This window comes from Shewanella sp. QJM3NY_23, from assembly GCF_056173105.1.
In genome coordinates this window covers 765041-789886 of sequence record NZ_CM149657.1, presented here as the reverse complement: position 1 = coordinate 789886, position 24846 = coordinate 765041, and the positions used below count along the sequence as shown (strand labels likewise).

25 protein-coding genes and 2 pseudogenes are annotated in these 24846 nt (G+C 46.6%); 16 read left to right on the top strand and 11 right to left on the bottom strand.

What is annotated here, in order from left to right:
- Positions 1–34 precede the first annotated feature (34 nt).
- The 4 genes from AC0VXX_RS03680 to AC0VXX_RS03665 all read left to right on the top strand — a co-directional run bounded on the left by AC0VXX_RS03680 (position 35) and on the right by AC0VXX_RS03665 (position 2725).
- Entirely contained in the window at positions 35–640 is a 606-nt protein-coding gene (locus tag AC0VXX_RS03680; protein ID WP_475515960.1) for an NAD(P)H-dependent oxidoreductase, read from the top strand.
- Positions 641–669: 29 nt separating this feature from the next.
- Entirely contained in the window at positions 670–1098 is a 429-nt protein-coding gene (locus AC0VXX_RS03675; protein WP_475515959.1) for a VOC family protein, read from the top strand.
- A 280-nt stretch (positions 1099–1378) separates the two neighbouring features.
- A complete protein-coding gene (locus AC0VXX_RS03670) occupies positions 1379–1849 on the top strand; it encodes a YcxB family protein (RefSeq protein WP_475515958.1) in 471 nt (156 codons plus the stop codon).
- A gap of 207 nt (positions 1850–2056) precedes the next feature.
- Entirely contained in the window at positions 2057–2725 is a 669-nt protein-coding gene (locus tag AC0VXX_RS03665) for a YiaD family glycine zipper/OmpA-like lipoprotein (protein WP_475515957.1), read from the top strand.
- Positions 2726–2821: 96 nt separating this feature from the next.
- Here the strand turns inward: AC0VXX_RS03665 and AC0VXX_RS03660 are convergent, their stop codons facing one another.
- On the bottom strand, positions 2822–3388 hold the full coding sequence (locus AC0VXX_RS03660) for an acetate uptake transporter (protein ID WP_475515956.1): 567 nt from the start codon (positions 3386–3388) through the stop codon (positions 2822–2824).
- Between the two features lie 886 nt (positions 3389–4274).
- On the opposite strand from AC0VXX_RS03660, the gene AC0VXX_RS03655 reads away from it, so the two are divergent.
- The 4 genes from AC0VXX_RS03655 to AC0VXX_RS03640 are packed head-to-tail and all read left to right on the top strand — an operon-like array spanning position 4275 to position 7545.
- Positions 4275–5150 (top strand): MipA/OmpV family protein, encoded by an 876-nt coding sequence (locus tag AC0VXX_RS03655; RefSeq protein WP_475515955.1) that lies wholly within the window; start codon positions 4275–4277, stop codon positions 5148–5150.
- A gap of 5 nt (positions 5151–5155) precedes the next feature.
- Positions 5156–5566: a DUF3019 domain-containing protein gene (locus tag AC0VXX_RS03650; RefSeq protein ID WP_475515954.1), complete on the top strand. Its 411-nt coding sequence runs from the start codon at positions 5156–5158 to the stop codon at positions 5564–5566.
- The gene (locus tag AC0VXX_RS03645; RefSeq protein ID WP_475515953.1) at positions 5566–6279 is read left to right on the top strand and encodes a response regulator; all 714 of its coding nucleotides are present in this window, start codon (positions 5566–5568) and stop codon (positions 6277–6279) included. The genes AC0VXX_RS03650 and AC0VXX_RS03645 overlap by 1 nt, the downstream gene beginning before the upstream one ends.
- Before the next feature lie 12 nt (positions 6280–6291).
- A complete protein-coding gene (locus AC0VXX_RS03640) occupies positions 6292–7545 on the top strand; it encodes an ATP-binding protein (protein ID WP_475515952.1) in 1254 nt (417 codons plus the stop codon).
- A 4-nt stretch (positions 7546–7549) separates the two neighbouring features.
- On the opposite strand, the gene AC0VXX_RS03635 is transcribed toward AC0VXX_RS03640, so the two are convergent.
- Positions 7550–7819, bottom strand: a complete 270-nt coding sequence (locus AC0VXX_RS03635) for a DUF1289 domain-containing protein (protein ID WP_475515951.1) — start codon at positions 7817–7819, stop codon at positions 7550–7552.
- A 242-nt stretch (positions 7820–8061) separates the two neighbouring features.
- On the opposite strand from AC0VXX_RS03635, the gene AC0VXX_RS03630 reads away from it, so the two are divergent.
- Entirely contained in the window at positions 8062–8607 is a 546-nt protein-coding gene (locus AC0VXX_RS03630) for a DUF4136 domain-containing protein (RefSeq protein ID WP_475516930.1), read from the top strand.
- Positions 8608–8635: 28 nt separating this feature from the next.
- Here the strand turns inward: AC0VXX_RS03630 and AC0VXX_RS03625 are convergent.
- The 4 genes and pseudogenes from AC0VXX_RS03625 to AC0VXX_RS03610 form a co-directional block, all read right to left on the bottom strand.
- Positions 8636–9022: pseudogene (locus tag AC0VXX_RS03625) on the bottom strand (methyl-accepting chemotaxis protein); the annotation flags it as partial.
- Positions 9023–9166: 144 nt separating this feature from the next.
- A pseudogene (locus AC0VXX_RS03620) lies at positions 9167–9901 on the bottom strand (PAS domain-containing protein); the annotation flags it as partial.
- A 565-nt stretch (positions 9902–10466) separates the two neighbouring features.
- Entirely contained in the window at positions 10467–11603 is a 1137-nt protein-coding gene (locus AC0VXX_RS03615) for an HlyD family secretion protein (protein WP_475515950.1), read from the bottom strand.
- 1 nt (position 11604) lies between these two features.
- Positions 11605–12000, bottom strand: coding sequence for a DUF3302 domain-containing protein (locus tag AC0VXX_RS03610; RefSeq protein WP_475515949.1), 396 nt, complete (start codon positions 11998–12000; stop codon positions 11605–11607).
- A 263-nt stretch (positions 12001–12263) separates the two neighbouring features.
- On the opposite strand from AC0VXX_RS03610, the gene purT reads away from it, so the two are divergent.
- Positions 12264–13442, top strand: coding sequence for a formate-dependent phosphoribosylglycinamide formyltransferase (gene purT / locus AC0VXX_RS03605; RefSeq protein WP_475515948.1), 1179 nt, complete (start codon positions 12264–12266; stop codon positions 13440–13442).
- Between the two features lie 56 nt (positions 13443–13498).
- On the opposite strand, the gene AC0VXX_RS03600 is transcribed toward purT, so the two are convergent.
- The 5 genes from AC0VXX_RS03600 to AC0VXX_RS03580 all read right to left on the bottom strand — a co-directional run bounded on the left by AC0VXX_RS03600 (position 13499) and on the right by AC0VXX_RS03580 (position 17764).
- Positions 13499–14449: a D-2-hydroxyacid dehydrogenase gene (locus AC0VXX_RS03600; protein WP_475515947.1), complete on the bottom strand. Its 951-nt coding sequence runs from the start codon at positions 14447–14449 to the stop codon at positions 13499–13501.
- A gap of 48 nt (positions 14450–14497) precedes the next feature.
- Entirely contained in the window at positions 14498–15166 is a 669-nt protein-coding gene (locus AC0VXX_RS03595) for an outer membrane beta-barrel protein (RefSeq protein ID WP_475515946.1), read from the bottom strand.
- A gap of 101 nt (positions 15167–15267) precedes the next feature.
- Positions 15268–16047 (bottom strand): co-chaperone DjlA, encoded by a 780-nt coding sequence (djlA, locus tag AC0VXX_RS03590; RefSeq protein ID WP_475515945.1) that lies wholly within the window; start codon positions 16045–16047, stop codon positions 15268–15270.
- Positions 16048–16055: 8 nt separating this feature from the next.
- A complete protein-coding gene (gene murU / locus AC0VXX_RS03585; RefSeq protein ID WP_475515944.1) occupies positions 16056–16763 on the bottom strand; it encodes an N-acetylmuramate alpha-1-phosphate uridylyltransferase MurU in 708 nt (235 codons plus the stop codon).
- Positions 16760–17764: an aminoglycoside phosphotransferase family protein gene (locus tag AC0VXX_RS03580; protein ID WP_475515943.1), complete on the bottom strand. Its 1005-nt coding sequence runs from the start codon at positions 17762–17764 to the stop codon at positions 16760–16762. Before AC0VXX_RS03580 ends, murU begins: the two co-directional genes overlap by 4 nt.
- A gap of 156 nt (positions 17765–17920) precedes the next feature.
- Between AC0VXX_RS03580 and lptD the strand changes: the two genes are divergently transcribed.
- From lptD to AC0VXX_RS03550, 6 genes are all read left to right on the top strand, one after another.
- On the top strand, positions 17921–20239 hold the full coding sequence (lptD, locus tag AC0VXX_RS03575; protein ID WP_475515942.1) for an LPS assembly protein LptD: 2319 nt from the start codon (positions 17921–17923) through the stop codon (positions 20237–20239).
- A gap of 124 nt (positions 20240–20363) precedes the next feature.
- On the top strand, positions 20364–21665 hold the full coding sequence (gene surA, locus AC0VXX_RS03570) for a peptidylprolyl isomerase SurA (protein WP_475515941.1): 1302 nt from the start codon (positions 20364–20366) through the stop codon (positions 21663–21665).
- Between the two features lie 5 nt (positions 21666–21670).
- Positions 21671–22672: a 4-hydroxythreonine-4-phosphate dehydrogenase PdxA gene (gene pdxA, locus AC0VXX_RS03565; protein ID WP_475515940.1), complete on the top strand. Its 1002-nt coding sequence runs from the start codon at positions 21671–21673 to the stop codon at positions 22670–22672.
- Positions 22672–23481, top strand: a complete 810-nt coding sequence (rsmA, locus tag AC0VXX_RS03560; RefSeq protein ID WP_475515939.1) for a 16S rRNA (adenine(1518)-N(6)/adenine(1519)-N(6))-dimethyltransferase RsmA — start codon at positions 22672–22674, stop codon at positions 23479–23481. Before pdxA ends, rsmA begins: the two co-directional genes overlap by 1 nt.
- A gap of 53 nt (positions 23482–23534) precedes the next feature.
- Complete coding sequence (gene apaG / locus AC0VXX_RS03555) at positions 23535–23915, top strand: Co2+/Mg2+ efflux protein ApaG (RefSeq protein WP_475515938.1); 381 nt, start codon at positions 23535–23537, stop codon at positions 23913–23915.
- Between the two features lie 41 nt (positions 23916–23956).
- A complete protein-coding gene (locus AC0VXX_RS03550) occupies positions 23957–24781 on the top strand; it encodes a symmetrical bis(5'-nucleosyl)-tetraphosphatase (RefSeq protein WP_475515937.1) in 825 nt (274 codons plus the stop codon).
- The last annotated feature ends 65 nt before the right edge of the window (positions 24782–24846 follow it).

Sequence of the window (24846 nt, the reverse complement as noted above, 5' to 3'; positions counted from 1 at the left end):
TACAAAAAATTAAATAAACAAAAAGGTTTACAATATGAATCTCCTCATCGTCAGTGCCAGCCAAAGAACCCCATCTCAGAGCGCCAATGTCGCGCGATACATCGCAGAGCATAGTCCTCAATTTCAGTCCATTAACCATGTTGAACTGTGTCAGTATCAGCTCCCTTTTTGGGATGGTGACAGAGCGAGCCCAGCATTACTCGATAGCAATTGGCACAGTATTGACCAGCAGGTCATACAGGCCGATGCCTTAGTGCTTATCACGCCAGAATGGGGCGGCATGGCATCGCCCTTATTAAAGAATTTTCTGCTGCTGTGTGATGGTCAAGACACCGCACACAAACCGGCGCTATTAGTGGCGGTATCGAGCGGTATTAGTGGCGCCTACCCTATTGCCGAACTCAAAATGAATGCACTAAAGAACAACAAACTGGTGCCCATTCCCGATCACCTGATCATTAGAAACAGTGAAAATGTGCTGCAACAAGGTCCGCAAGATGCGCGCGAACAACAACTCAGGGGCCGAGTCGATTACAGCCTGCACATGCTGCATCAATACGCCCTCGCATTAGCCACAATACGCCATAACCACCAGCATCAAGCTTATCCAAAACAGCAGGAATACAGCTACGGCATGTAGCCTTAAGTCATGTACATAAGGAGTTGACAATGATCCATTTAGAGCATGTGAATTTAGTCGTTAAAGATATCAACACCAGCCTAACCTTCTATCAGGCGGCATTGCCTCACTGGGTTATTAGCGGTGGTGGCGAAGCGACTTGGTATGGCAAGCCGCGCCACTGGATCCACTTTGGCGATGACTACCAATACTTGGCCTTTAATGATGATGGTGAAGCGGAAAATCGCGATTTGATGGGTCATCAAGTGGGGCTAGCCCATTTTGCTTTTGTAACTCATGATCTTGATGGCATCATCGACCGCTTAAGCCGCGCAGGGTTTGCGGTCGATAAAGAAGGCGTGAGCAATCCACACCGCCGCAATGTCTATTTTATTGACCCTGACGGATTTGAAGTGGAGTTTGTTCAATATGTAAGTGATAACCCAAGTGAGCGCAATCATTACGAGAACGCCAGTTAGCCATCACTGTCGCGCCGATGATTTAACCCAATAAGCATCGCATCTTAGTTAAGCAGTTAAAACAGGCGATTTAGCTGCTTACCTTAACCAGATCGGCTGAGTAAACATAACGCTTGCGAGTAACACAGTCCTTTATCGTAGCCCTTTGACACACTAAGGATAACCGACAGTCTTATATTAAAGTTTGTTGATGAATCGGATCTAAAGCTAGTACATCGTTGCACAAATTTCTATTGTCATTACACTAAGGCAAAATCGTTTAAGTGACCTTAAATTACCTATGAGTGACTCATTTCACTACACCACCCAATTTACCCTCGATAAAGCCTATTATGCTGAATGCTTCGACCAATCGGTAACATTGGACACATCGATAAAGGTCTATTACAAAGCCATCGGCTTTATTGTTGTTGGCACCGCGCTACTGCTCACTGGCAGTAATAGTTATGCTTCATGGTTTATTATCGGCCTTGGGGTACTGGAAGCACTGAGCGTAAAATTTAAACGTTCATGGTGGTTAATGAGGCAGATGTGGAGCAAAGCCGCAGGCAATGAAACCACCTTGACCATAGATGAGCGCGGCATTAGTACTCAGTCTTATTGCGTCAACACCCTCATTGCTTGGGATGAGATGTATCGCATTAAAGAAACCGATAAAGGTTTCCTCATCACCTTAGCCAAAGGCACCAGTTACGTATCAAAAAGTCATCTGAATCCTCAGGCCTGCGATTTTATTAGGGCTAAGATATAAGCAGTTTGGGCCTACTGAGCCGATAAAACTCACCGACAAAAATCAATATTAACTGGCCCACGGTATGTGAGTATAGTTAAACGCAAAAGGAGCAAAGTGTCAGCTTGAATTAACTGACTCTCGCTTAGGTAAACTAAGATCATTGTTAATAAAAAATATTCATCAATCTCGGCAAACAGAGCGTTGTCGATCAATTTTGGAGTCACCATGAACCATAAAAAACATGCGTTAACCGCGCTTGTTGCTGGCTCGGCGCTACTATTGTCAGCCTGCCAAACCACCAATCCATACACTAATGAATCGCAAAATGCCAAAGCCACCAATGGGGCGATTATTGGCGCGATTGCTGGCGCCGCTATTGGCGTGGCCTCTTCAAGCAAGAGCGATCGCGGTAAAGGTGCCTTGATCGGCGCCGCATCTGGGGCGGCTGTTGGTGGCGGGGTTGGTTATTATATGGATGTACAAGAAGCCGAGCTGCGTAAACAACTACAATCGACGGGGGTAAGTGTAACCCGTAGTGGCGATAATATTATTTTGAATATGCCCAACGAAGTGACCTTTGGTGTTGACCAGAGTCAACTGAGTGCACGTGCACAGCAAGTGCTCAACAGCGTCGCGTTAGTGGCTAAAGAATATGATGAAACCAGACTGAATATTATTGGCTATACCGATAGCACGGGAAGTGAGTCATATAATTTACGACTATCACAAGTTCGTGCCAGTGAAGTGGCCAACTACTTGATGTCACAAAATGTTGCACCTGTACGTATCGCCTCACAAGGCATGGGCGAGTCACGTCCTATTACGAGTAACAGTACTGAACAAGGTCGAGCACAAAATCGCCGCGTTGAAATAGTGTTAAGCCCCATTAATTAAGGCCAATTGCCGCCTTAATACCAGCGTGACGGCTCAGGCTGCCATTTTGCACCTCTCTCGATTGCAAACCTCGGCAGCCTGAACATCACTATTAGGTTAGGCTTTTTTGATTTCACCTACAGGCAAAATGGTGCGCCCATATTCGGCGTTGATCACCTGAGCCATGGCAAAATAGATGGCACTGGCGCCACAGATAATGCCTTCAAACCCCGCAATCGTGCCAATTAACTCACTGCCAGTAAAATCACGCGCCGCCAGTAAAAAGAACAGTAGCGTCAAAGACCCAAACACAAACTGTTTTGCCCTTGGGTAGCGCAGCGAGGCCACAAACATAAAGGCAGTAAAGGTGCCCCACAATGCCAAATACCAGCCCATAAAGTGTGCTGGGCTCGCAGCAATCCCGCCATTAGGCAAGATGATAAGCCCTACCAAGGTCAGCCAGAATAAACCGTATGAGGTAAAGGCTGTGGTACCAAAGGTGTCGCCTCTGACAAAACACATAATCCCTACAATCACTTGCCCTAGTCCGCCATAAAACATCCCCATTGCGAGGATCATAGCGTCAATGGGAAAATATCCAGCGTTGTGAATATTGAGTAAAATAGTGGTCATGCCAAATCCCATTAAGCCTAAAGGCGCAGGATTTGCGAAAGTGGTAGACATTAAATTCCCCTAATCAATTGCAATGCAGAAATACGCGATCTCCTATAGGTCGCGCAGCAAGCGGCGGATTCTAGAGCAGCTGCAGTACGACAGCAATCCACAGCCACATTCGAGCAAAATTAAATGAAATAGTATTTAAATACAGATGGTTGCGCTTAGATCGTGGCGGGACACCATATTTGAGGGGGTATATAATCCAATATAATCATAAAGATAGATAAATCCGCCACAAAAACGAGACCAACATCACAAATAGACAGTTAGCATGACGCGCATCACAACGAGTGGGTGCCACTGAGCTTATCGCCTTCTCAAGGCGAGGCAATAGCGCCGCTTATTGTGATCAAGCAGGCACAATCAATCATAGTGAGATATAGGTCACAAAATTAAGCAGCGTATCCTAAAAAACCAGCATGGCTGATCTAGATCAGGTTAAAGTCGCGCGAAACATCGCACCATGCGCCCAGCCTACGACCAGCCCGACACTGCAGGGGGGTTGCTCTGTGAGGCTGTTTATCCTTAGGTGATATCAAATGCCTTACCCGTGGCTCCATTAACAACGACGATAAGCTTATTACCCCATCCTTGTCATCACCGTCTCAACCTTGGAGTGAACACTCGTCGGTGGTTAAGTCAATGACTTTACCTAAGAGGTTATGATGTAGAAAAATAGACACGCTGGGTTACCTTAAAAGGCGGTATTACGTCATTTAGTGGGAGCATTGTGAGCAGGTGTTCCTATCCCCTACAGCCCAAGCATGCTAGTGAATCGACAACTGTATCACTTTGTATCAACCTTATTGAAACAACAGCTTAAAAACGGCTTCAGTGTTAATCTGTAGTGTAGGAATTTAATTACTTAATCACCCATGATCCCATAGCCATAATGAAAAAATTTATCACTGCACTACTAACGACAGCTTTATTATCATTTGCAACCTATGCCAATGAGACTGTCGACTGCAACAATAATAGCGAGTGCATCACCATTGGCATTTGGGATATCGGTATTGCTGTTGGCTATGGCGTAAAATCCAATCCCATCACCCAGTTCGATGACATTCCCATCTATATCACGCCAACCTTTGCTTACTACGGTGAAAAGTGGTTTTTAGATAACGGTAACCTTGGCTATAGCCTGCTTGAAAGCGAAAACATGACCGTTAATCTTGTCACCAGTTTTAGTGATGATAGTGCCTATTTTTCTCGCTGGGATCCCTCTAATATCTTTGTTGCTGGTGGCAGCCGAGTCTCAACAGGCAGCGCTAATTCAACATCATTTTGGGATTTAGACGATCTTTATGCATTACAATTTAATGAATTGGAGGAGCGAGATTTTACCGTTCTAGGTGGCGTTGAAGCCTTTTTATATACACCTGTTGGCATCTTCAATATGGCATGGGCTCACGATCTACTCGATGTTCATTCAGGTATGGAAGCTCAACTAAAATGGATGTACCGCTTTGCCATCGATCAATGGAAATTTGAACTAGCAAGCAGTGCCAATTGGAAAAGCCAAGAAGTGGTCAATTATTACTATGGCGTCAGAAGCAGCGAAAATTATTACTGGCACCAAGCTTACAATCCTGGTTCTGCGACCAACGTAAGCCTAACATTGACGACTCAATATATAATTAACTCACATTGGGCATTGTTATTTCTAGCCCGCTACACCGACCTGGCCGATGAGATAGTTGCCAGTCCCTTAGTCAATAAGCACAGCAGCAACACCTTCTTTGTTGGCGCTGCGTATAGGTTTTAAGACTAGTGTACTCGTTGATTATCCCATTTTTACATGCCACATTGCTGTGGTTCTTCTTAGCCAATAGTACTATGGCGACAGAAAGCGAACATACGGCCTCACTGTCGGTATCGCCACAATTTTGTATTACCGCCACTGAAGAACAAAGCTGTGAGATAGAATTGCACTTAAACTGGCATACCGCTATTCCGCAAGTGGTATGTGTTTTATCTAATTATCAAACCATACCTAAATGGTGCGCCGATACCGCAGACATTCACGCTCTGTCGCTGAAGATTTCAAGTAAAGAAGATATTCAATTTATATTGATCAACAAGCTGACGCACCAAACCTTAGCCAGTGCGCAATTAAACATTACCCCAACCTCGGAGCCCAAAACTCGGCGCCGCTATCGTAACCCCTGGAGTCTATTTTAATGTCAGAAGCTCAAGCGACCCATAGAGTCCTGCTTGTCGAAGACGATATCCGTCTAGCCAACCTCATCGTGGATTATTTAAAATCCCACGGAATGCATGTTGAAGTTGAGCGTCGTGGCGATACCGTACTCACTCGACTGCTCAATTATAAACCCGATATTATCTTGCTCGACATCATGCTACCTGGCATGGATGGGCTCACCTTGTGTGAAAAGCTACCCGACTATTTTGCCGGACCTATTTTGCTGATGAGCGCCATGGGCTCAAATGAAGACCAAATTAAAGGCCTAGAACTCGGCGCTGATGATTATGTCGTCAAGCCCGTCGATCCGGCCTTATTGATTGCTAGAATCAATAATCTGCTACGCCGCAAAGCGAAACCTATGCAGGCCGAATCACATTGTTTGACTTACGGACGTCTCAGTATCGATCCACACACGCAAACTATCCGTCTAGGAGATAAACAAGTCGACCTCACCAGCCATGAGTTTGAACTATTATGGTTGCTGGCCTCACAAGGTGGGCAGGTACTCAGCCGCCAATATATCTATCAATACCTTCTCAATATCGACTTCGATGGTAAAGATAGAAAGATAGATGTTCGCATCTCACGTTTACGCAAAAAGCTGGGGGACAATATTGATACGCCTTTTAGAATCAAAACCGTGTGGGGTCAAGGCTACCTATTTGCCCCCGAGGCATGGAACAATTAAGCGAAATGACTTTTGAAACGACTGTTTGTTAGCCTCTATCTTATACTCAGCATCGGCGTACTGGGGATCGGCTGGACGCTGGACAGTATTTGGCAAAATAACATCGAAGACAGCGATGCTGCTAACGCACCGCTGATAGCGATGGCCAAACTGCTGGCCGCCCACCCACGAGCTGAGCGAGCGAAACTGCTCGCCCAGATAGGCAGCAACAGGCTCTATCCGCTGCAACTATTAGATGCCAAACAAATTGCCTTAATCGATAGCGACCAACTCAGCACAGATAAGGTGTTAGTGACGGCTCATAATGATCAGCATGAGCTGCATTTTATCAAGTTAGATGAGCAACAGATATTAATGGCTGGCCCAATAGAGCTGGCTCCAAATGGACAGCTTAGAAGGCTGTTTACACTATTGTTTTATCTGTCATTAGCCTTAGTGGTGTTGCTGTGGGTGTGGCCGCTATCGCGAGATCTACAAACATTAAGGCTGGCGACCAAAGCCTTTGGTCAGGCCAAGTGGGACACCCAAATCCAACTGCCCCCTCACTCAAAAGTCCTGCCATTAGCCCAAACTTTTAATGAAATGGCTCAACATATTAGTGCGCTAATAGAAAATCAGCGCCACTTGTCCAATGCGGTATCCCATGAAATTAGAACACCGCTGGCCCGATTTAAATTCGCGCTAGCCTTAATGCCACAGTATTGTCACCCCGATACCGATATCGAGCGGCGACAGGCTTTTTTAGCCGAGATGCAGCAAGATGTCGAAGAGATGGAAAACCTACTACAAGAGTTGCTAACCTACGCCAGTTTGGAAACTCGGCGGCATACGCAACCTCAGATCCAGTGCGATCTAACATCTGTTGTGCGGCAAGCGATTGAACGTTTACAACACCTCAGCCCTATCTCCATCGATTTTACTATCGCAGGAGATCAGCGCCCAGTAAGTGCCGATCCTGCGCTTATCGATCGCGCCCTGCAAAACCTACTGGTTAACGCGCAGCGGTTCGCCAAGCAGCAGATCCAGGTCGAACTCAGCTTTGTTAACAAAGGGGTCAGTATCAGTGTTACAGACGATGGCGAAGGGATAGCACCAGAGGAGCAGAGTAAAATATTTGAGCCCTTTTATCGTAGCCAAGCCACAACACAAGATAGCCAAGGGCACGGTTTGGGACTGGCCATCATCAAACGCATCATGCAGTGGCATCATGGTGACGTGACACTTACCAGCAAACCTAGTGAGACGAGGTTTACCCTCAGTTGGTGAGCGATTAGGATTGCTCATCGAAATCTAAACGAGCAGTTTGCGCTAATCTTGCTTGTAATATTTCACTCTTCTTGGCTTTTTGTAACGCCAGTGATCGCCGGCGCTTACGCTGTTTACACAAACGGATCACATTATATTTTTGTGCATCTGAAAAGTTGAGCCAATTGAAGCGCTCATCTCGGTTACGTAAACACCCTTTACAGTAGCCTCTCGCATCCGTCTGACACACCCCAATACAAGGGCTAGGTATTGCAAAAAACTCTAATTGTTCCACTTGCCCTCCTTAATGATTGAGTACAGCCAGTCATCCCAAAGTCTATTTCACAGCGTATCGACAACGTTAAATGTTAATAAAACATAACCTATCTGGTGCAAACTGGCTAATATTAAGCCATGAGATACATACTCAAAAAATGCAGATAAACGATCAGCCACCACGACTAACCATGTGAATCACTGCATTTTTTCGCTGTAGTGCTTAGAGTCAGTAACGGCAATAACCGTAGAGGATTAATGATGATATCGACACGATTGGCAAGCATACTCTTTTGTAGCCTACTGCTGTTGGCCTGCAGCAGCAGCCCAAATCAAGATTACGATACCGCTTATGACTTTAGTCAGCTGCACACTTTCTCTAGCATCACCACAGCCAGCAATAGCGATCCTCTAAGCGCACAACGGATAACCGATGCCATACAATCATCTCTGCTCGCCCAAGGGTTTAACCAAGCCGATGACGCGGCACAATTTAAGGTCAATTACACCTTTAATATTACCGACAAGCCTAAAAAGTCGGGGCTATCCATTGGGCTGGGTACTGGCAGCTGGGGCAGTTCTGGTGGAGTAGGCATAGGTACAAGCGTGGGGGTGCCTATTGGCAATGACTCAGTTAAATTACAAACAATTCAAATTGATATGATTGATACTAAGACACAACAACTGATTTGGCGTGGTAGCGACAATTTTAGTTTTGATACCGGCGGGGAAGATAAAGCCCAGCTAACACAGCAAACTGTGGCTAAAATATTAGCCCAATTCCCGCCGCAAGAGTCATTAAAGTAACCCTGCGGCTTAAGCACATGAGTAACCGCTAGTCGCTCACCAGTCCATTAACCGTATCGGCGACGTTTTGCGCTCCTTTGCGAATGTCGCTAATTAAAGACTGGGTTAATTGCAGTTGTTGATTACACTGAGATACCTTGGCTTGAATGGCTAACATCCCCGCTTCAGAGACCTTGGTTAACTCACTATTACGCTTAACAATCTCTTCGATATCATGAGTCGCTCTGGAGGTATTTGCCGCTAAGGTTCTCACCTCATCGGCCACAACTGCAAAACCCCGGCCATACTCGCCAGCTCTAGCCGCTTCAATTGCAGCGTTAAGGGCCAGTAGATTGGTCTGATCGGCAACCTTAGCTATGGTACTCACGATATTGGTAATTTGTTGTGATTGCAGTGCTAATTGCTCCATTAAGGCCGCCGCTTCCGTCACCGATGCATCGATATCATTAGCTACTTCGGAGGCTGAATCGAGCATATTTGCGCCATTTTGAGCAATATCGACCGTCTCCACCGCGCTTTGACGAGCCAGTTGGGAGGCGTTTTGCACTGCTTGCTGGTGCTCAATACGCGGCGTCACATCGCTGGCAAACTTAACCACTCTCACCACGTTGCCCTTCTCGTCAACGATAGGGTTATAGGTGGCTTCTAGCCACACAGTATTACCCTGCTTGGTGATACGTTCAAATAAGCCAGATTGAAATCGGCCTTTAGCCAACAACGCCCAAAAGTCAGGCTGCTCACGTAAAAAGCTTTCGGTACAAAAAAGTCGATGATGCAGGCCCTTAATCTCGTGATGCGAGTAGCCTATGGTGTTACAAAAATTACTATTGGCGTCGATGACTTCACCATCTGGGGTAAATTCGATAAATGCCAGCGACTTATTTAACGCATTAAAAATCGCTTCTTGACGATCGAGCTGTTGCCGGTCTTCGGTCACATCGCTGGTAATTTTGATAACTTTACTCACCCGGCCTTGTGCATCTTTAACTGGCACATAGGTGGCTTCAATCCAGATGGTAGCCCCATCTTTGCAAATGCGCTGAAAGGTACCTTGATTGAGTTTTCCTTGCCCTAGATCGTACCAAAACTGTTTATAACTGCGATCAGAGACATATTCGCATTGACACAAGACACTATGATGCCGTCCTTGGATCTCTTTAAGCGAGTAACCGATAACGGCCAAAAACTGTTCATTGGCTGTCAATATGTGACCATCGACAGAAAACTCAATGTAAGGCACGCTATTACGGATAGCACTTAAAATGTGGTTATCAGTACGCAAGGCTTCATTCATTAGCGCTTGTTGCTGTTGCAACGCTGACTTACCACCACCAAAACCAAACATACAGTTACACCTTAACTTCTGGAGACTGGGCCCCTAAACAGAACAAAAAATGCATGCTTCAGCATAGACTTAATCTAACCGATCACATGCACTCTACTTTAAATAAGCAAAATCACTTTCAACACAGTTCATATATACACCAGCACCTTATTAAATTGGCGTAGCCGATACGGCATAGCTGGCGGAGCGGATCAGCAGACATGTCACTATTTTACCCGTTTCGCGCACTGCGTCACATATAAAAGTGGCCTCACAGGTCCAATGAGCAGGCCTGAAACATCACCTACCCCCAAGCGCTACATAATTAACAATTTAAACCAACTAGATGAGCCTAAAATCCCCATACACGAAGGCGTTATGCCGGAGCTTGTTGGTGAGCTGATATTAAATACGATTATAGACAGATAGGTTTTTATACTGAGCAGAGGAGTTTCCTGCGCCGATAATCATCTATTGTTATCGGCGCAGGAAATAAAACATTAAGCATTAATCTTCAATACGCAGTGTAATAAGATTAATGGAACAGATAATTTAACCAACCTTGCATTCTCACCAACACCTTACGCATAACCGCAACATGAGAAAAATGTTCGGTATAAACCGCAATGTCCCCCGATACACCAGCAGGGAAGGATTGACTAATCTGGTTATCATCAACTTTAATCAACACCACCACTCGCCCAGGTAAAGTCAACATACGCGCGGGCATTAAGCTACCGGTCGATTGCATTTCACCTTCGGCCATCGCAGGTAATATTTTAGCCACAGTGCCGCTGAATACTTGTCCGGGCGCGGCATCTAATATCACTTCAGCTTCATCCCCCTCTTTGAGGCGTAACAGAGAGTTTTGCCAAAATGCACCCGCCATATAACGCTCTTCATTGGGAATAAAGCTGATCACTGAACGCAACGGCATAGGGACAGCGACAATACCTGGACGCAAGGCCATTTGAGTAACCATTCCGTCAGATGGCGCATAAACCACCGTTTGCTCCAGTTCAAACAACGCCTTATCCAATTCGGCGCGGATCCCCGCCACTTTAGTGTTAACGCCATCAACATTAGACTCATAAGCCAAACGAACCCGCAATGCTTCCGATTTTGCTGCGGTATATTGTGCTTCGGCTGCAAAGTATCGTTGACGGCGATTATCAAGTTCCAGCTCACTAAAAGGGGAGTTGGCACCACCTTGTCTTTGACCTTTATCGTAACGGTCAAAAGCCGACTTAGTACGATCCCTCTCGGCTAATGCTAACTCGACACTGGCTTGAGCTGTCTGCCATGCCGCTTCTAACTGGGGTACTTCTAACTCGGCGGCAACTAATGCCGCTCGTTTCTGCATCACCACTGCCTCAAAGGGAGTCGGACCTAGTTTAAACAGCACATCGCCCTTTTTCAGAGGAACATTAGGCGCAACATTCACCTCGGTAACCACCCCTCTAACAGCAGGGTTAATAGGCACAGACACAAACATCTCTTTAGCATAAGGTGTATAGGGATGGTTGTAATTCATGACTAATACCAGTCCACCCACAATCAAAATCCCGCCCAACACTGCGGTAGGCACAGTCCACTTATTTAACGGAATATGAAAAATCTTAAATATGGCGATGCAGCAAGCTGCGTAGGTCAGTACGATTAACAGATCCATTTTATGACTCCTTATCTGTCGACTGGGGAGTCGTCACACTGGCTGACGTTGACAAAGCCACCTTCGCCCCTTCCATTAGCTGTATTCGATGCTCTAACTGCGCTACCGCCTGATTAAGCTGCTTAACTTCATCTTCTAACTGCAATTCTCGCTTAACCACTTGACCAAAGCCCCAACCCCGGTCTTCTCGATATAACGTGGCCCATATCCACAAAAAAGGCCAAATGGCATGTAAGGTAAATAAACTCACCCAACCCGCAACATGCAAGGCATCTTGCTGGGGATGATTCCTTTTTTTAGCGATTTCATAAGGAATATCATGAATGACAATCACCCCATAAAACAAAAATACTGCCACAAAAATAATCACCCCCAACGCAAAATAATCCAAAAACATAGTGCTCTCCTTCATGATTTTATACGCTGACAATAGCACATGCAGAAGCAAAAACATTAACGTAATTAACACTATCACAACAAAAAGCGCGCATCACTAAACGTGGTAACCCATTGATTACCTCGACAGAGTTTGATGTAGTTATCGCTTGCACACTCGATGACTCGAAAACGGTTTCACTTTGCTGTAAAAAGGTAAGCTATAAAAACACTAAAAAATTGGCGCTAACTCCGACCAATAATGAATAAAAAGGTACCCACACCATGATAGGCACACCCCACTGTAAAGGCGCACTGCGCGCCATGCTGCTCGGCTGCGGCGAGCTTGGCAAAGAGGTCGCAATCGAACTGCAACGCTTAGGCGTTGAAGTGATTGGCGTCGACAGATACCCCAATGCCCCGGCAATGCACATCGCCCATCGCTCACATGTGATAAACATGCTTGATGGCGATGCCCTGCGCCAAGTGATCACACTAGAGCAACCACACTTGGTGATTCCAGAAATTGAAGCCATTGCCACCCAAACTTTGGTCGATATGGAAGCCGAAGGGCTCAATGTCATCCCGACCGCCAAAGCCACCCAACTGACCATGGATCGGGAAGGCATACGTCGCCTTGCCGCAGAAACGCTTGCCATTCCCACCTCGCCTTACTTTTTTTGCGACACTCAAACTGAATTTGAACAAGCTGTACAAGCCATTGGCCTGCCCTGCGTGGTAAAACCTGTGATGAGTTCATCAGGTAAAGGCCAGAGCGTGATCCGTGAAGATGCCCAAATCTTGCCAGCATGGCAATACGCCCAAGAGGGTGGCCGCGCGGGCGGCGGGCGCGTCATCGTTGAGGGCTTCGTGCCATTTGATTATGAGATCACCTTACTGACCATTAGCGCCGTAAATGGTATCCATTTCTGCGATCCTATTGGTCACAGACAAGAAGAGGGCGATTACCGCGAGTCATGGCAGCCACAAGCCATGTCGGCTAGCGTATTGGCTAAATCGCAACAGATTGGCCGTAAAGTAGTTGAGGCCTTAGGCGGCTACGGTCTGTTTGGTGTCGAGCTGTTTATTAAAGGCGATGAGGTTTATTTTTCAGAAGTCTCCCCTCGCCCTCACGATACCGGACTTGTCACCTTGATCAGCCAAGATCTGTCTGAGTTTGCCCTGCATGTACGCGCCATTTTAGGCTTACCTATTGCTAATATTGCGCAGCATGGTCCGTCAGCATCGGCGGTGATCTTGGCTCAGGGACAATCGAAAGACTTACGTTATCGCAATATGGCCGCGGCCTTAACCGAGCCGAATACGCAACTGCGCCTGTTTGCCAAACCTGAAATTGACGGACGCCGACGACTCGGCGTTGGCCTTGCCCGTGGTGAGTCCATTGAAGATGCGATAGAAAAAGCCTTAACGGTAGCATCCAAGGTCGAGGTGATCTTCGACTAGTAACGTGCAAGCATTTAAAAAGGCGCCAAGGCGCCTTTTTAAATGTAAATATCGCACTAAGCGACGCGGTTAATGGCTTGTCCCGACAGATAGCTGGTTAGATTATTCAGTGCAATATCCATCAAATTTTGCCGCGCCTCACGGGTCGCCCACGAATTATGTGGACTAATGCTGATATTACGCGCCGAGAGTAAGGGGTTATCGACCGCTGGCGGCTCACTGGACAACACATCGACACCGGCGCGAATAGCTCCTCCATTCAGCGCATTAGCTAACGCGACTTCGTCGACTAAGGCGCCACGAGCGGTATTGATCAGCAACGCATTGGGTTTCATCTTTGCAAGACTAGCGGCATTGATCATCTTATCTGTCTCAGGCGTGAGTGGACAATGCAAAGAGATAATATCAGCCTGCTGGTATAACGCGTTCAACTCACACCAGCTGACACCTGTGGGTAAGTCAGTTTTTGGCTGCGGCGTACTGACCAATACCTGCATCTGAAATGCACGCGCTATACTGGCCACCTGACGGCCGATATCGCCATAACCGATTAAACCTAAGGTTTTACCTTTAAGCGATTGCAGCGGCGATAAGGTAAAACAAAAATCAGCACTTTGACTCCATCGACCTGCGATAACCGCCTGATGATGCTCTGCGAGCTTTTGGGTGTGATGCAATATATGGGCAAAAACCATCTGCGCTACGGCATCGGGGCCATACCCTGGCACATTCGTGACCACGATCCCCCGCGCAGCGGCGGCGTTAACGTCAACCACATTCGTACCCGTCGCCAATACACCTATGTAGCGCACGCAAGGCAGCATGGCAAGGGTATCGGCATTAAGCTCGGTTTTGTTGGTTAATATAATATCGGCATCTTCAGCACGTTCTAACACTAATGGCGCTGCGGTGCGCTCAAAACAGTGAAAATCACCGAGCCACTCAAACCCATGCCAGCTCAGATCGCCCGGGTTTAAGGTATAGCCATCGAGTACTACAATTTTCATCGTTATTATTCTCATCATCCGTTAAGTGAGTTATCGTCTCAACGCCAGTTAAAAACGTAATTTTAGCCCAGCATTGACCTGCCCTTGCCACATAATGTCGGCACTTATCTGCCAGATACACTGGCTAGCATCACAAAATAGCGTATTGTCACTGCTCACAAAGGTGGCGAATGCCCGCGCATCGGTAAATAGCGAGAAGCGCGGATTCACTTGATACTCAATCCCGGCACCAAACCCCATCGAAAAACGCGTTTCGTTGCCATAATCGTTATCGGGGCGCATTTGGGTCAGCCCTAAACTAGTGGTGATGTAGGGGCGTAAGGCACCATGAGGAAAATAGAGCGAGCCGCCCACGTGCAGGTAATCGACATCCAATGTGGTTAGTTGCTTAGGGGTAACATTGCCGCGGCGATTAAGCTCTGTGGCCTGATGGCTATAAAGCAAATAGACATTGCCGGGGTCACGAGTGTGAATGCCGACCATGATGCCGTAGTGGCCGGACTCGCTGATATTAATCCCACTTTGGGTTTGGGTATTAAGCTCGATGGCATCGAATTCACTGGCGGCAAAACTATAGCCACCAAATGGTGCCACAAACATCCCGGGTTCTGCCTGTACGGGCGCACCGAGCACCTGAGTTGACGGTACAGATAGGCATAGCAACAAAGGTAATAGACAGCTAGCTTGATATCGACTTGTTGTAGTTATCGCTTTCATGTTTATCTCCCTGCGCACCATGATGGCGCTAATCCATTGGTGAGCTCAGCCACCCATTGGCGCTGGCCTAACATCGGGTTTCAAACCGCTATCTCAAATCGCTATCTCATGGCGCGATCTTGTTTGACTCTATCATAAGCCGCTTGAATATCTTGGGCTTTTTTCTTAGCCAGCTCCATCATCTCGGGAGGTAACCCTTTAGCGACTAATTTGTCTGGGTGATGTTCATTCATCAGCTTACGATAGGCCCGTTTCACCTGTTGATCTGAGTCGGCTTCGGTTAACCCCAGCACACTGTAGGCGTCGGCAATCGATGTCTGTTGCTGGCCACCACTGCGGTGAAAATTAAATTCCGCCTGCCAGCGTTTAAGTAACTCATCGAGCTGCAATCGACTGTAACCTAGCTCCTTGGCGACCAACAGTAAGATTGCATGCTCTTTAGCATCGAGTTCTCCGTCGGATAAGGCCGTCTGGATCTGGATTTCCAAAAACATCTGCACCAGATCTTTACGCCCCATAGACAATAAGCGAAAGCTTTTGAGGCAAGCATTGAGATCAAAGTCGCTGGCTTTACCTTGGTTAAAAGCCGACTGTGCGTCGCGCCGAGCCTGACCACTTAGCTGCAGTTGATCCATGAGCGCGCTAGCGATGCGAATATCCGTTTCGGTGACATGGCCAGAAGCCTTTGCAACATGCCCCATCACCGCGAAGGTGGTATTAAAAAACAGCGTTTGGCGATTACTGCCCTTGCCAATAATGCCACTGAGTTCGGCGCGCTTTTTGTCGTATAAATGGCCTAGCCATAATCCTAAAATTGCGCCAAAGATACGACCAAACATAAAGCCGATCGCAAAACCAAATACCTTACCCCAAATTTTCATCTATTAACCTAATCTTGTTTTTTATCTAGTGTTGTCATGCGCGTATTTAGTGCCGCTAATCGCTCGACCGTACCGACATCGCACCAAAAGCCGTTAAAATGTTCACCGGCAACTAATCCATGCGCCATTTTATCTTTTAGAAGGGGCGCCAGTGCAAACCGCTTACTGGTGGTGCCATTAAACAGCGCTGGCTGGTAAATTCCCATACCTGAAAAGGTCAGCTTGGCTGGGCCAGCAGCGCTCAGCCGCCCCTCAAGTAAGGCAAAATCCCCCTCTGGATGCTGCAACGGATTATCGACTAACCACAAATAAGCCTGAGCCTCGCCCATTGCAGCCTTGATAGCCGCTAACGAGAGAGGTTGGCCTGCGATGGTTGGCATCGCATCAATAAACACATCGCCGTTGATCACTAAAAACGGATCAGATCCGAGTAACCCTAAGGCGTTTTTAATCCCACCACCGGTTTCTAATGCCTCTGTTTCGCCGCTGTAATGCAAGTTAACTTGCCAACGCTCGCCATCACCCAAGGCCTGGATAAGCTTATCACCCAGCCAAGCATGATTAATCACTATATCGGTGAAACCAAGGGCGGCTAAACGCTCAATGTGGTAAATAATCAGTGGCTTACCTGCCACTTCAACCAACGGCTTGGGTATGTTATCGGTTAGCGGCCTTAAACGCTCGCCACGGCCTGCAGCTAAAATCATCGCCTTCACAGGGTCTGCTCCATCTTAGGGATCACTTGATTATCTAACCAGCTGATAAAGGGGTGTAATGCCAAGTAGCGCTTACCGATATCGCTAACATATTGCAATGTGAGCGCTATATCTTGCATGTAACCGGGCTTACCGTCACGGTAATTTAACCGACAAAAGATACCTGCGGCCTTAAGATGACGCTGTATGCCCATTAAATCGAACCAACGCTGATATTGCGCCAAAGTGACATCCTGACCCAGCACATTGTCAGAGAGTAATTGCTGGTAATGCTGCTGCATCAAGGTATCAACCACCTCGTCAGGCCAGCGCACATAACAGTCTCTGAGCAGCGACACCGCATCATAGGTGACAGGCCCTATCACCGCATCTTGAAAATCAATCACAGCTAACTGCTTATCACACAACATCAAATTACGGCTATGAAAGTCGCGGTGCATCCCCGCGCGGGGTTGCACTAGCGCACTATCAGCCAGTATCCGATAGGTATCGGCTAGCATCTGCTGAGTATCAGCACTGCACTTAAGTTGTAAATGGCGACCGATTAACCAATCAGAAAAAATATCTAATTCTCGATAAACGAAAGCGGCGTCATAGCTAGGCAATGATGCGCCATCGACTGTGGTGACCGCACGAATAGGGGTGAGCAAACATAATGCCTGTTGATAATAATCGCTGACATTGGCGGGTGTTAATACGCTCAGTAGCTGAGTATCACCCAAATCACTGAGCAGCAAAAAACCTTGTTCAATATTTTTTTCAATAACTTGGGGAACATTAACCCCCTGTTTATGGTATTCGTTAGCCAAAGCGATGAACGGACTCACGACAATTAAATCTGGAGGGGAGTCCATGGCGATGTAGCTTTTTGTTCCCAGAGTTACCCTAAAGTATCGACGAAAACTGGCATCTCCCGAGATGAGTTCGATAGTCGCATCGACGCTAAGCACGCGTTCAATCCACGCTTTTAAGGCAATAAATCTTAGATCTGACAAGGGCACCTCATGGCTCTTAAGCGAAAATTGCTTTATTATAAAGCAAAATGGAAACAGCAATTAAGATGATTCTATCTCTTTTGCTAGGTTGCTTGCGCAGATAGATGCAACTATTCTCTCCGATAATTTGTCTAGACTAAGAAATCACAAAAACGATAAAAGATGCATATCCGTTACTTATTGGCTTTAACACTGCTTCCACACCTAGTCTTAGCAGACGAATTAGATCGCACCGTCGATACCGACACACAATGTCTTGTGGAACCTCCTGTGCCTATTCCAGCGGCCCATAGCGCTGATGTGCCACTTGATTTACAACAGATAAAAATCGTTTCAAACACCACAGAGGCTAAATTAGGCGATAAGGCCACTTTCACGGGCGATGTCACTTTCAGTCAAGGTGGACGACACATTGCTGCCGATAACGCGACGTTAGATCAAGCCAATCAACGCTTAGATGCAGATGGCAACTTGGTGTTCCAAGACAGTATGTTTACCGTCACCGCCGACTCATTGAGCGCGCAAATGCGCACCAATAGCGCCGAGTTAAGCGGCGCCCAATATTGGCTACATGGCCAACAGATACATGGCGATGCAGAAAAACTGGAAATTACTCAAGATAATAACCTACATCTGACCAATACCAACTTCACCACTTGTCCACCGGGCGATACCTCGTGGTTGCTCGAAGCTGAAACCATCAAAATCGACAGCACCGAAGAGTGGGGTGAGCTGTGGGATGCCAAGTTAAGAATTGCTGGCGTACCGGTTTTTTATCTGCCTTACATGACGATACCTGTCTCAGATAAACGCAAATCAGGTTTCTTGTTTCCGTTATTTAGTACCAGCACCACTAATGGGGTTGAACTTGCAACCCCTTATTATTGGAATATCGCTCCCGAATACGATTTAACCTTTACGCCGCATTATATGTCGGCACGCGGCCTGTTCTTAAAAACGGAGTTCCGTTATCTGACCGGTGAAGCCCAGCAAGGCGGTTTAAATATTGAATATTTAGCCAACGACAACTTGCTGACAAATCGCTCTGACCGTTACTTATATCACTGGCAACATAAAGGCGCGATTGATGATAATTGGCGTGTGTTAGCCAATTTTACCGATGTCTCTGACAACAATTACTTTAACGATCTGAAATCGGACGTATTGCGTGCCACCGATAACCAATTGTCGCGCATTGGTGAGATAGCCTACTTTGAAAATAACTGGGATATCACTGCCAGAGTGCAAGATATTAAGGTATTAGGCGAAGATGAATCGCCGTATCAAGTGATGCCACAAGTGGGGCTCAATTACCGCAGTCCAGAGCTGTGGAGTGGCTTAGATGTTAATCTATTGGCCGAGGCGACCAACTTTCGTCATAAAGACAATCAGTACAATAGCGCCAACCGCCTGCACTTAGAACCCAGTATATCCTTGCCAATCCATGGCCCAGCGGGCTCATTAACCAGCGAGCTTAAACTGCTGCAGACCAACTACTGGCAAGATACCGATAATAACCCCAACTCTGAGCTAGCCAGTACCGTAAGCCGTACCTTACCGCAAGTGCGTATTCACGGACAGATTAATTTTGAGCGTTATACCGACTACTTTAATGTCAATTACCGTCAAACATTAGAGCCCCAATTTCAATATCTATATGTCGGCTATGAAGATCAATCGCAAATCGGCATCTACGATACCGCATTGCTGCAAGATGACTACTATGGTCTGTTTCGCGATCGTCGTTTTTCAGGCCTCGACCGTATTGCCGATGCTAATCAAATGACACTGGGATTGACCACGCGCCTGTTTGATGAGCATAACCGTGAAACCTTCCAGTTCAGTATTGGCCAAATTTATTACTTTGAAGACAGTAAAGTCGGCCTAACCGAAGCATCGCAACCTAACCAATATTTTCAACAAGAAAATACCTCCAACTCGGTATTGGCGGCTGAGTTAAATACTCAAATATACAATGATTGGTTTATGAGCGGCGCGATTCAATACGACACCAAAAATAGCGATAATAAAAAGAGCGAAGTCACATTAGATTTTCGACCAGAAACCAATAAACTACTCCAACTAAGTTACCGATATGTACCTGATTTAATTAACAGTAATACTAATGAGTCGGTTAATGTGTCACAAACAGGTGTGCGCGGCGCATGGCCAATCAGTGACAACTTGTATATTGTTGGCAACTGGTATTATGACCTCAATGAAAGCCGAAGTGTCGAAACCTATACCGGATTTCAATACGAATCTTGTTGCTGGGCGCTGCGCTTAAGTTATCATTATCGCATTAAGACCAACTACGATGATGATTTAGAACCCACCTTTGATGACCGAGAACTGTTTGAGCATGGCTTCTATCTGAATTTTGTTATCAAAGGCTTAGGTGGCTCAGGTCCATTAGGTGTGGCTGATATGCTCGATGATGGTCTGTTTAATTATCGTAAGCCGCTCTACCTGAAAAACTAGGATAAGATAAATTAGTTACTCTTTTGCTGAACCTAGATACGGACTTGTAGTCCAATCAGAATAATCGAATTAAGTGGTCGGTCAACAATGACAAACGACCTCAATATGCCAAGGATTTTTGTGGATGAGACCCTGTAAACAACTGATTATTGCGTTACTCACATTGGCGATGAGCCACAGCGTTATGGCCGCACAGCCATTAGACCGTGTGACGGTACAAATTAACGAAGGGATTGTGCTGGAAAGCGAAATCACCAACATGCTTAACACAGTTAAAGCCAACGCTAAAGCCGCAGGCCAAGCGTTACCGTCTGACGAAGCCTTGCGTACTCAGGTGATTGAGCGGCTGATCATGACCCGCTTGCAGTTACAGATGGCAGACCGTATTGGCCTACACATTGGTGACTTACAGTTAGATCAAACCATTGAGAATATTGCTAAAGAACAAAATATCACCGTAGCCGACATGCAAGCTAAAATTGCTGCAGACGGGTTGAGCTGGGCGCAATATCGCGAACAACTACGTGAAGAGATCACCTTAGGTGAAATTCAACGTATTCAGGTTCAGCGCCGTATTCAAGTGTCGCCACAAGAGATCAGCAGCCTAGTTAAATTGATTGAAGAACAAGGCATGCAGGAGGTGGAGTTTCAAATTGGGCACATCTTAATTGAAGTGCCAAGTAACCCCAACAGCGAACAGTTAGACAGTGCCAGTAAGCGGGCTAATATCGTATTGAAACGTCTGCAAGATGGCGCCGACTTTAAGCAAACAGCCATTGCTTCATCTGCTGGCCCTAAAGCCCTTGAAGGGGGCATTTGGGAGTATATGAACGTCAATGAAATGCCGACTCTATTTGCAGAACTACTCACGGGTGCTAAAACCAATGACATTATTGGCCCTGTTCGTAGCGGTGCTGGTTTCCATATTATCAAGGTAATGGACGCGCGCGGCCTACAAACCCAAGAGATCGATGAAGTCCGCTCTCGCCATATACTGATAAAACCATCGCCAATCCTATCGGAAGAGCGCGCTAAAGCCATGCTCGACAACTTTGTGCAGCAACTGCGTGCCGGTGATGTCGATTTTGCCGATTTAGCGCGTCAATACAGTGAAGACCCAGGTTCTGCCGCCAAAGGTGGTGAGTTAGGTTGGGCCAATCCTGCGGTTTATGTGCCTGCATTTGCACAAACCCTCAACTCACTAGACGTTAACGAGATCAGCGAACCATTCCGCTCCAGTCATGGCTGGCATATAGTGCAGCTTGAAGAAAAACGTAAAACAGATGCGACAGACAAGTTTAATACTAATCGGGCCCATCAACTGATTTTCCGCCGCAAGTTTAATGAAGAACTGCAAAACTGGCTGGATGAGATGCGAGCTGAAGCTTACATTGAAGTATTTGATGCCGATTTTAACCGAGGTTAATCATATTGACGACTAAACGTATCGCAATCACGCCGGGCGAACCCGCTGGCGTGGAACCAGACTTAGTCATCCAACTTGCTCAGCGCGCTTGGCCCGCTGAGCTTGTTGTTTGTGCCGATCCGGCGTTATTAAAAGCCAGAGCCAAAAAAATTGGCTTGCCGATCCAGCTGCGTCCTTTTCAGCCAAATCAAGCACCTAAACCTCAAGAAGCAGGCACACTGACCATAGTACCTTTTCCCTTGGTCACCGAGTCCGTTTGCGGCAAGCTTGACGAAAAAAACAGCAGCTATGTCATTGAAACCTTAAGCTACGCTGGCGAAAAGAACATGAGCGGCGATTTTGATGCCGTTGTCACCGGACCTGTGCACAAAGGCATTATTAACCAAGCGGGTATTCCATTTAGTGGCCACACCGAATTTTTTGCCCACCAGGCAAACTGCCAAGATGTGGTAATGTTGTTGGCTGCGCCCGGATTACAAGTGGCGTTAGTAACCACTCACATTCCACTAGCTTATGTGTCGAAAGCGATCACTCGCGATCGCCTGCATCAAATCATCAAGATTTTACACCATGATTTGGTGAACAAATTTGGCTTACAAAACCCCAAAATTTATGTCTGCGGACTCAATCCGCATGCAGGAGAAGATGGCCACTTAGGCCGAGAAGAGATAGATGTTATCAGCCCTGCATTAGAAGAGCTGCGTGAGCAAGGCATGAGTCTTGTGGGCCCCTTGCCTGCTGACACCCTATTTCAACCAAAATATTTAGAAGATGCCGACGTTGTCTTGGCCATGTATCACGACCAAGGCCTGCCAGTACTCAAGTCACGAGGATTTGGTAGTGCGGTTAATATCACCTTAGGCTTGCCCTATATTCGCACCTCAGTCGATCACGGCACGGCATTAGACCTTGCTGGCACAGGTGAAGCCGAAATAGGTAGCTTTGTCTGCGCGTTAAACAAGGCTATTGAATTAGCCACTACGAACGAGTCACAAAAAGAGAAGTAATGAGTAATAAAGTACATTTAGGCCACACAGCAAGAAAGCGCTTCGGACAAAACTTTTTGACCGACAGCAATGTGATCAATCGAATTGTTGGCGCTATCGCCCCCGACAATGACCATGTCATGGTTGAAATTGGTCCAGGCCTAGCGGCATTGACAGAACCTGTTGCCGAAAGCATTGATAAGCTGACCGTAGTTGAACTAGACAAAGACTTGGTGGAACGCCTTAAAACCCATCCATTTCTTAAAGATAAGCTCGAGATCCACCAAGGTGATGCGCTTAAGTTTGACTTTAACCAGCTCGTGGAAGAAGGCAAGCAGATGAAGGTGTTTGGCAACTTGCCTTACAACATCTCGACACCATTAATGTTCCACCTATTTGAGTTTGCAGAGCATATTGAAAACATGCACTTCATGCTGCAAAAAGAAGTGGTGCTGCGTCTATCGGCCTCGCCCGGCACTAAGGCCTATGGTCGCCTAACGGTGATGGCGCAATATTTTTGCCAAGTGATGCCTGTGTTAGAGGTGCCACCGGGATGTTTTACCCCACCGCCAAAAGTTGACTCGGCCGTAGTACGCTTAGTGCCTTATAAGAATAAGCCTTGGCCATGTAAAGATGTCGACTTATTAAGACACCTGTGTACGACCGCATTTAATATGCGCCGCAAGACGCTGCGTAATAATCTCAAACAGATGCTATCTGATGAAGACTTTGCTTCGCTCAATATTGATGCGACCAAACGCCCAGAGCAGATAACGGTTGAGCAGTACGTTGCCATGGCTAACTTAGTCATCGACAAGAAAAACGGCTAAGTCTCTTCGCGGGGAATAGCTCCCCGCACTCTCTGTTACATTTAGGACATTCAATGAAACCACTTGAATCCTCAATTAAAATTGAGGTTAAAACTGAATATATCGAAGAGCAGTCATCCCCCGCAGAAGACCGTTACCTCTTTAGCTATACAATCACTATTATCAATTTAGGTGAGCAAGACGTCACCCTAATCAGCCGTATGTGGTGTATTACCGATGCCAATGGTCATTATAGCGAAGTGCAAGGTGCAGGCGTGGTCGGCGAAACGCCAACCATTGCACCGAACACCGCCTACCAATATACCAGTGGTACCGTGTGTGAGACCCCTTTCGCCGTGATGGAAGGTCATTATGTGATGGTCACAAAAGATGGCCGTGAATTTAAAGCCCCCATCGCGCCCTTTCGCTTAGCTGCGCCCGGGCTCATACACTAGCGTACTTAACTTCTTATATCCTCCAACTAAATGAGTAATTGATGGCCACCTATTTTATCGGCGATATACAAGGCTGTTTTGATGAACTACAAGCCATATTGAGTCAGGTCGATTTTAACCCATCAAAAGATGAGCTTTGGGTGGTTGGCGATATGGTTGCCAGAGGTGATAAGTCACTAGAAACATTAAGGTATATCAAATCATTAGATGGCGCTGCTCAACCTGTGCTGGGTAACCATGACCTGCATTTGCTAGCCTTACATGGCAAACTTAAGCGCCCTAAACCCAGTGACAAACTTGACGCTTTGCTCGCGGCCAGCGACATTAACCATCTGATCGACTGGCTGAGAATACAGCCACTGGTGCGACAACATAGTGAACACAAATTACTGATGACCCATGCGGGTGTGCCACCGCAATGGAACGCACAAACCGCCATACAAGAAGCCCGTAGCGTACATGAAGCCCTACAACGCCCCGATTATTTAACCGAGCTTATCGCCAAGATGTACACCAATGATGTCGATACTTGGTCATTATCTATGCCGGCGCTTGAGCGAAAAATCTATTGTATTAACGCTCTCACCCGTATGCGTTATTTACACCATGACGGTCGTTTAGACTTCGACTGTAAACAGCCCCCCGACAGTGACAGTCACCCAGGCTTAGTGCCATGGTTTGCACTTCCCAATTTAGCGGCGCAAACCCACACCTTAGTGTTTGGACACTGGGCCTCATTAATGGGGAAAGTGGCTCATCCAGCACTAAAAGCATTAGACACTGGTTGTTGCTGGGGTCAACATTTAACCCTATGGCACTTAGAATCAAATCAAAAAATTACACAAAAAAGGTTAAAAAAAGGTTAAGCTAAAGTACTACTGGCCGATAGAGCTAGAACAAGCCCCTGCCCATCCTATGCATATATTGGCAA

Excerpts from the sequence above, each read along its gene's own strand:
- AC0VXX_RS03660 (WP_475515956.1), bottom strand. The coding sequence starts at position 3,388 with ATGTCTACCACTTTCGCAAATCCTGCGCCTTTAGGCTTAATGGGATTT.
- apaG (WP_475515938.1), top strand. The coding sequence starts at position 23,535 with ATGAAACCACTTGAATCCTCAATTAAAATTGAGGTTAAAACTGAATAT.
- surA (WP_475515941.1), top strand. The coding sequence starts at position 20,364 with ATGAGACCCTGTAAACAACTGATTATTGCGTTACTCACATTGGCGATG.
- AC0VXX_RS03670 (WP_475515958.1), top strand. The coding sequence starts at position 1,379 with ATGAGTGACTCATTTCACTACACCACCCAATTTACCCTCGATAAAGCC.
- rsmA (WP_475515939.1), top strand. The coding sequence starts at position 22,672 with ATGAGTAATAAAGTACATTTAGGCCACACAGCAAGAAAGCGCTTCGGA.
- AC0VXX_RS03550 (WP_475515937.1), top strand. The coding sequence starts at position 23,957 with ATGGCCACCTATTTTATCGGCGATATACAAGGCTGTTTTGATGAACTA.
- AC0VXX_RS03595 (WP_475515946.1), bottom strand. The coding sequence starts at position 15,166 with ATGAAAGCGATAACTACAACAAGTCGATATCAAGCTAGCTGTCTATTA.
- AC0VXX_RS03655 (WP_475515955.1), top strand. The coding sequence starts at position 4,275 with ATGAAAAAATTTATCACTGCACTACTAACGACAGCTTTATTATCATTT.
- purT (WP_475515948.1), top strand. The coding sequence starts at position 12,264 with ATGATAGGCACACCCCACTGTAAAGGCGCACTGCGCGCCATGCTGCTC.
- AC0VXX_RS03675 (WP_475515959.1), top strand. The coding sequence starts at position 670 with ATGATCCATTTAGAGCATGTGAATTTAGTCGTTAAAGATATCAACACC.
- AC0VXX_RS03665 (WP_475515957.1), top strand. The coding sequence starts at position 2,057 with ATGAACCATAAAAAACATGCGTTAACCGCGCTTGTTGCTGGCTCGGCG.
- AC0VXX_RS03680 (WP_475515960.1), top strand. The coding sequence starts at position 35 with ATGAATCTCCTCATCGTCAGTGCCAGCCAAAGAACCCCATCTCAGAGC.
- lptD (WP_475515942.1), top strand. The coding sequence starts at position 17,921 with ATGCATATCCGTTACTTATTGGCTTTAACACTGCTTCCACACCTAGTC.
- AC0VXX_RS03615 (WP_475515950.1), bottom strand. The coding sequence starts at position 11,603 with ATGGATCTGTTAATCGTACTGACCTACGCAGCTTGCTGCATCGCCATA.
- AC0VXX_RS03610 (WP_475515949.1), bottom strand. The coding sequence starts at position 12,000 with ATGTTTTTGGATTATTTTGCGTTGGGGGTGATTATTTTTGTGGCAGTA.
- AC0VXX_RS03645 (WP_475515953.1), top strand. The coding sequence starts at position 5,566 with ATGTCAGAAGCTCAAGCGACCCATAGAGTCCTGCTTGTCGAAGACGAT.
- AC0VXX_RS03600 (WP_475515947.1), bottom strand. The coding sequence starts at position 14,449 with ATGAAAATTGTAGTACTCGATGGCTATACCTTAAACCCGGGCGATCTG.
- djlA (WP_475515945.1), bottom strand. The coding sequence starts at position 16,047 with ATGAAAATTTGGGGTAAGGTATTTGGTTTTGCGATCGGCTTTATGTTT.
- AC0VXX_RS03630 (WP_475516930.1), top strand. The coding sequence starts at position 8,062 with ATGATATCGACACGATTGGCAAGCATACTCTTTTGTAGCCTACTGCTG.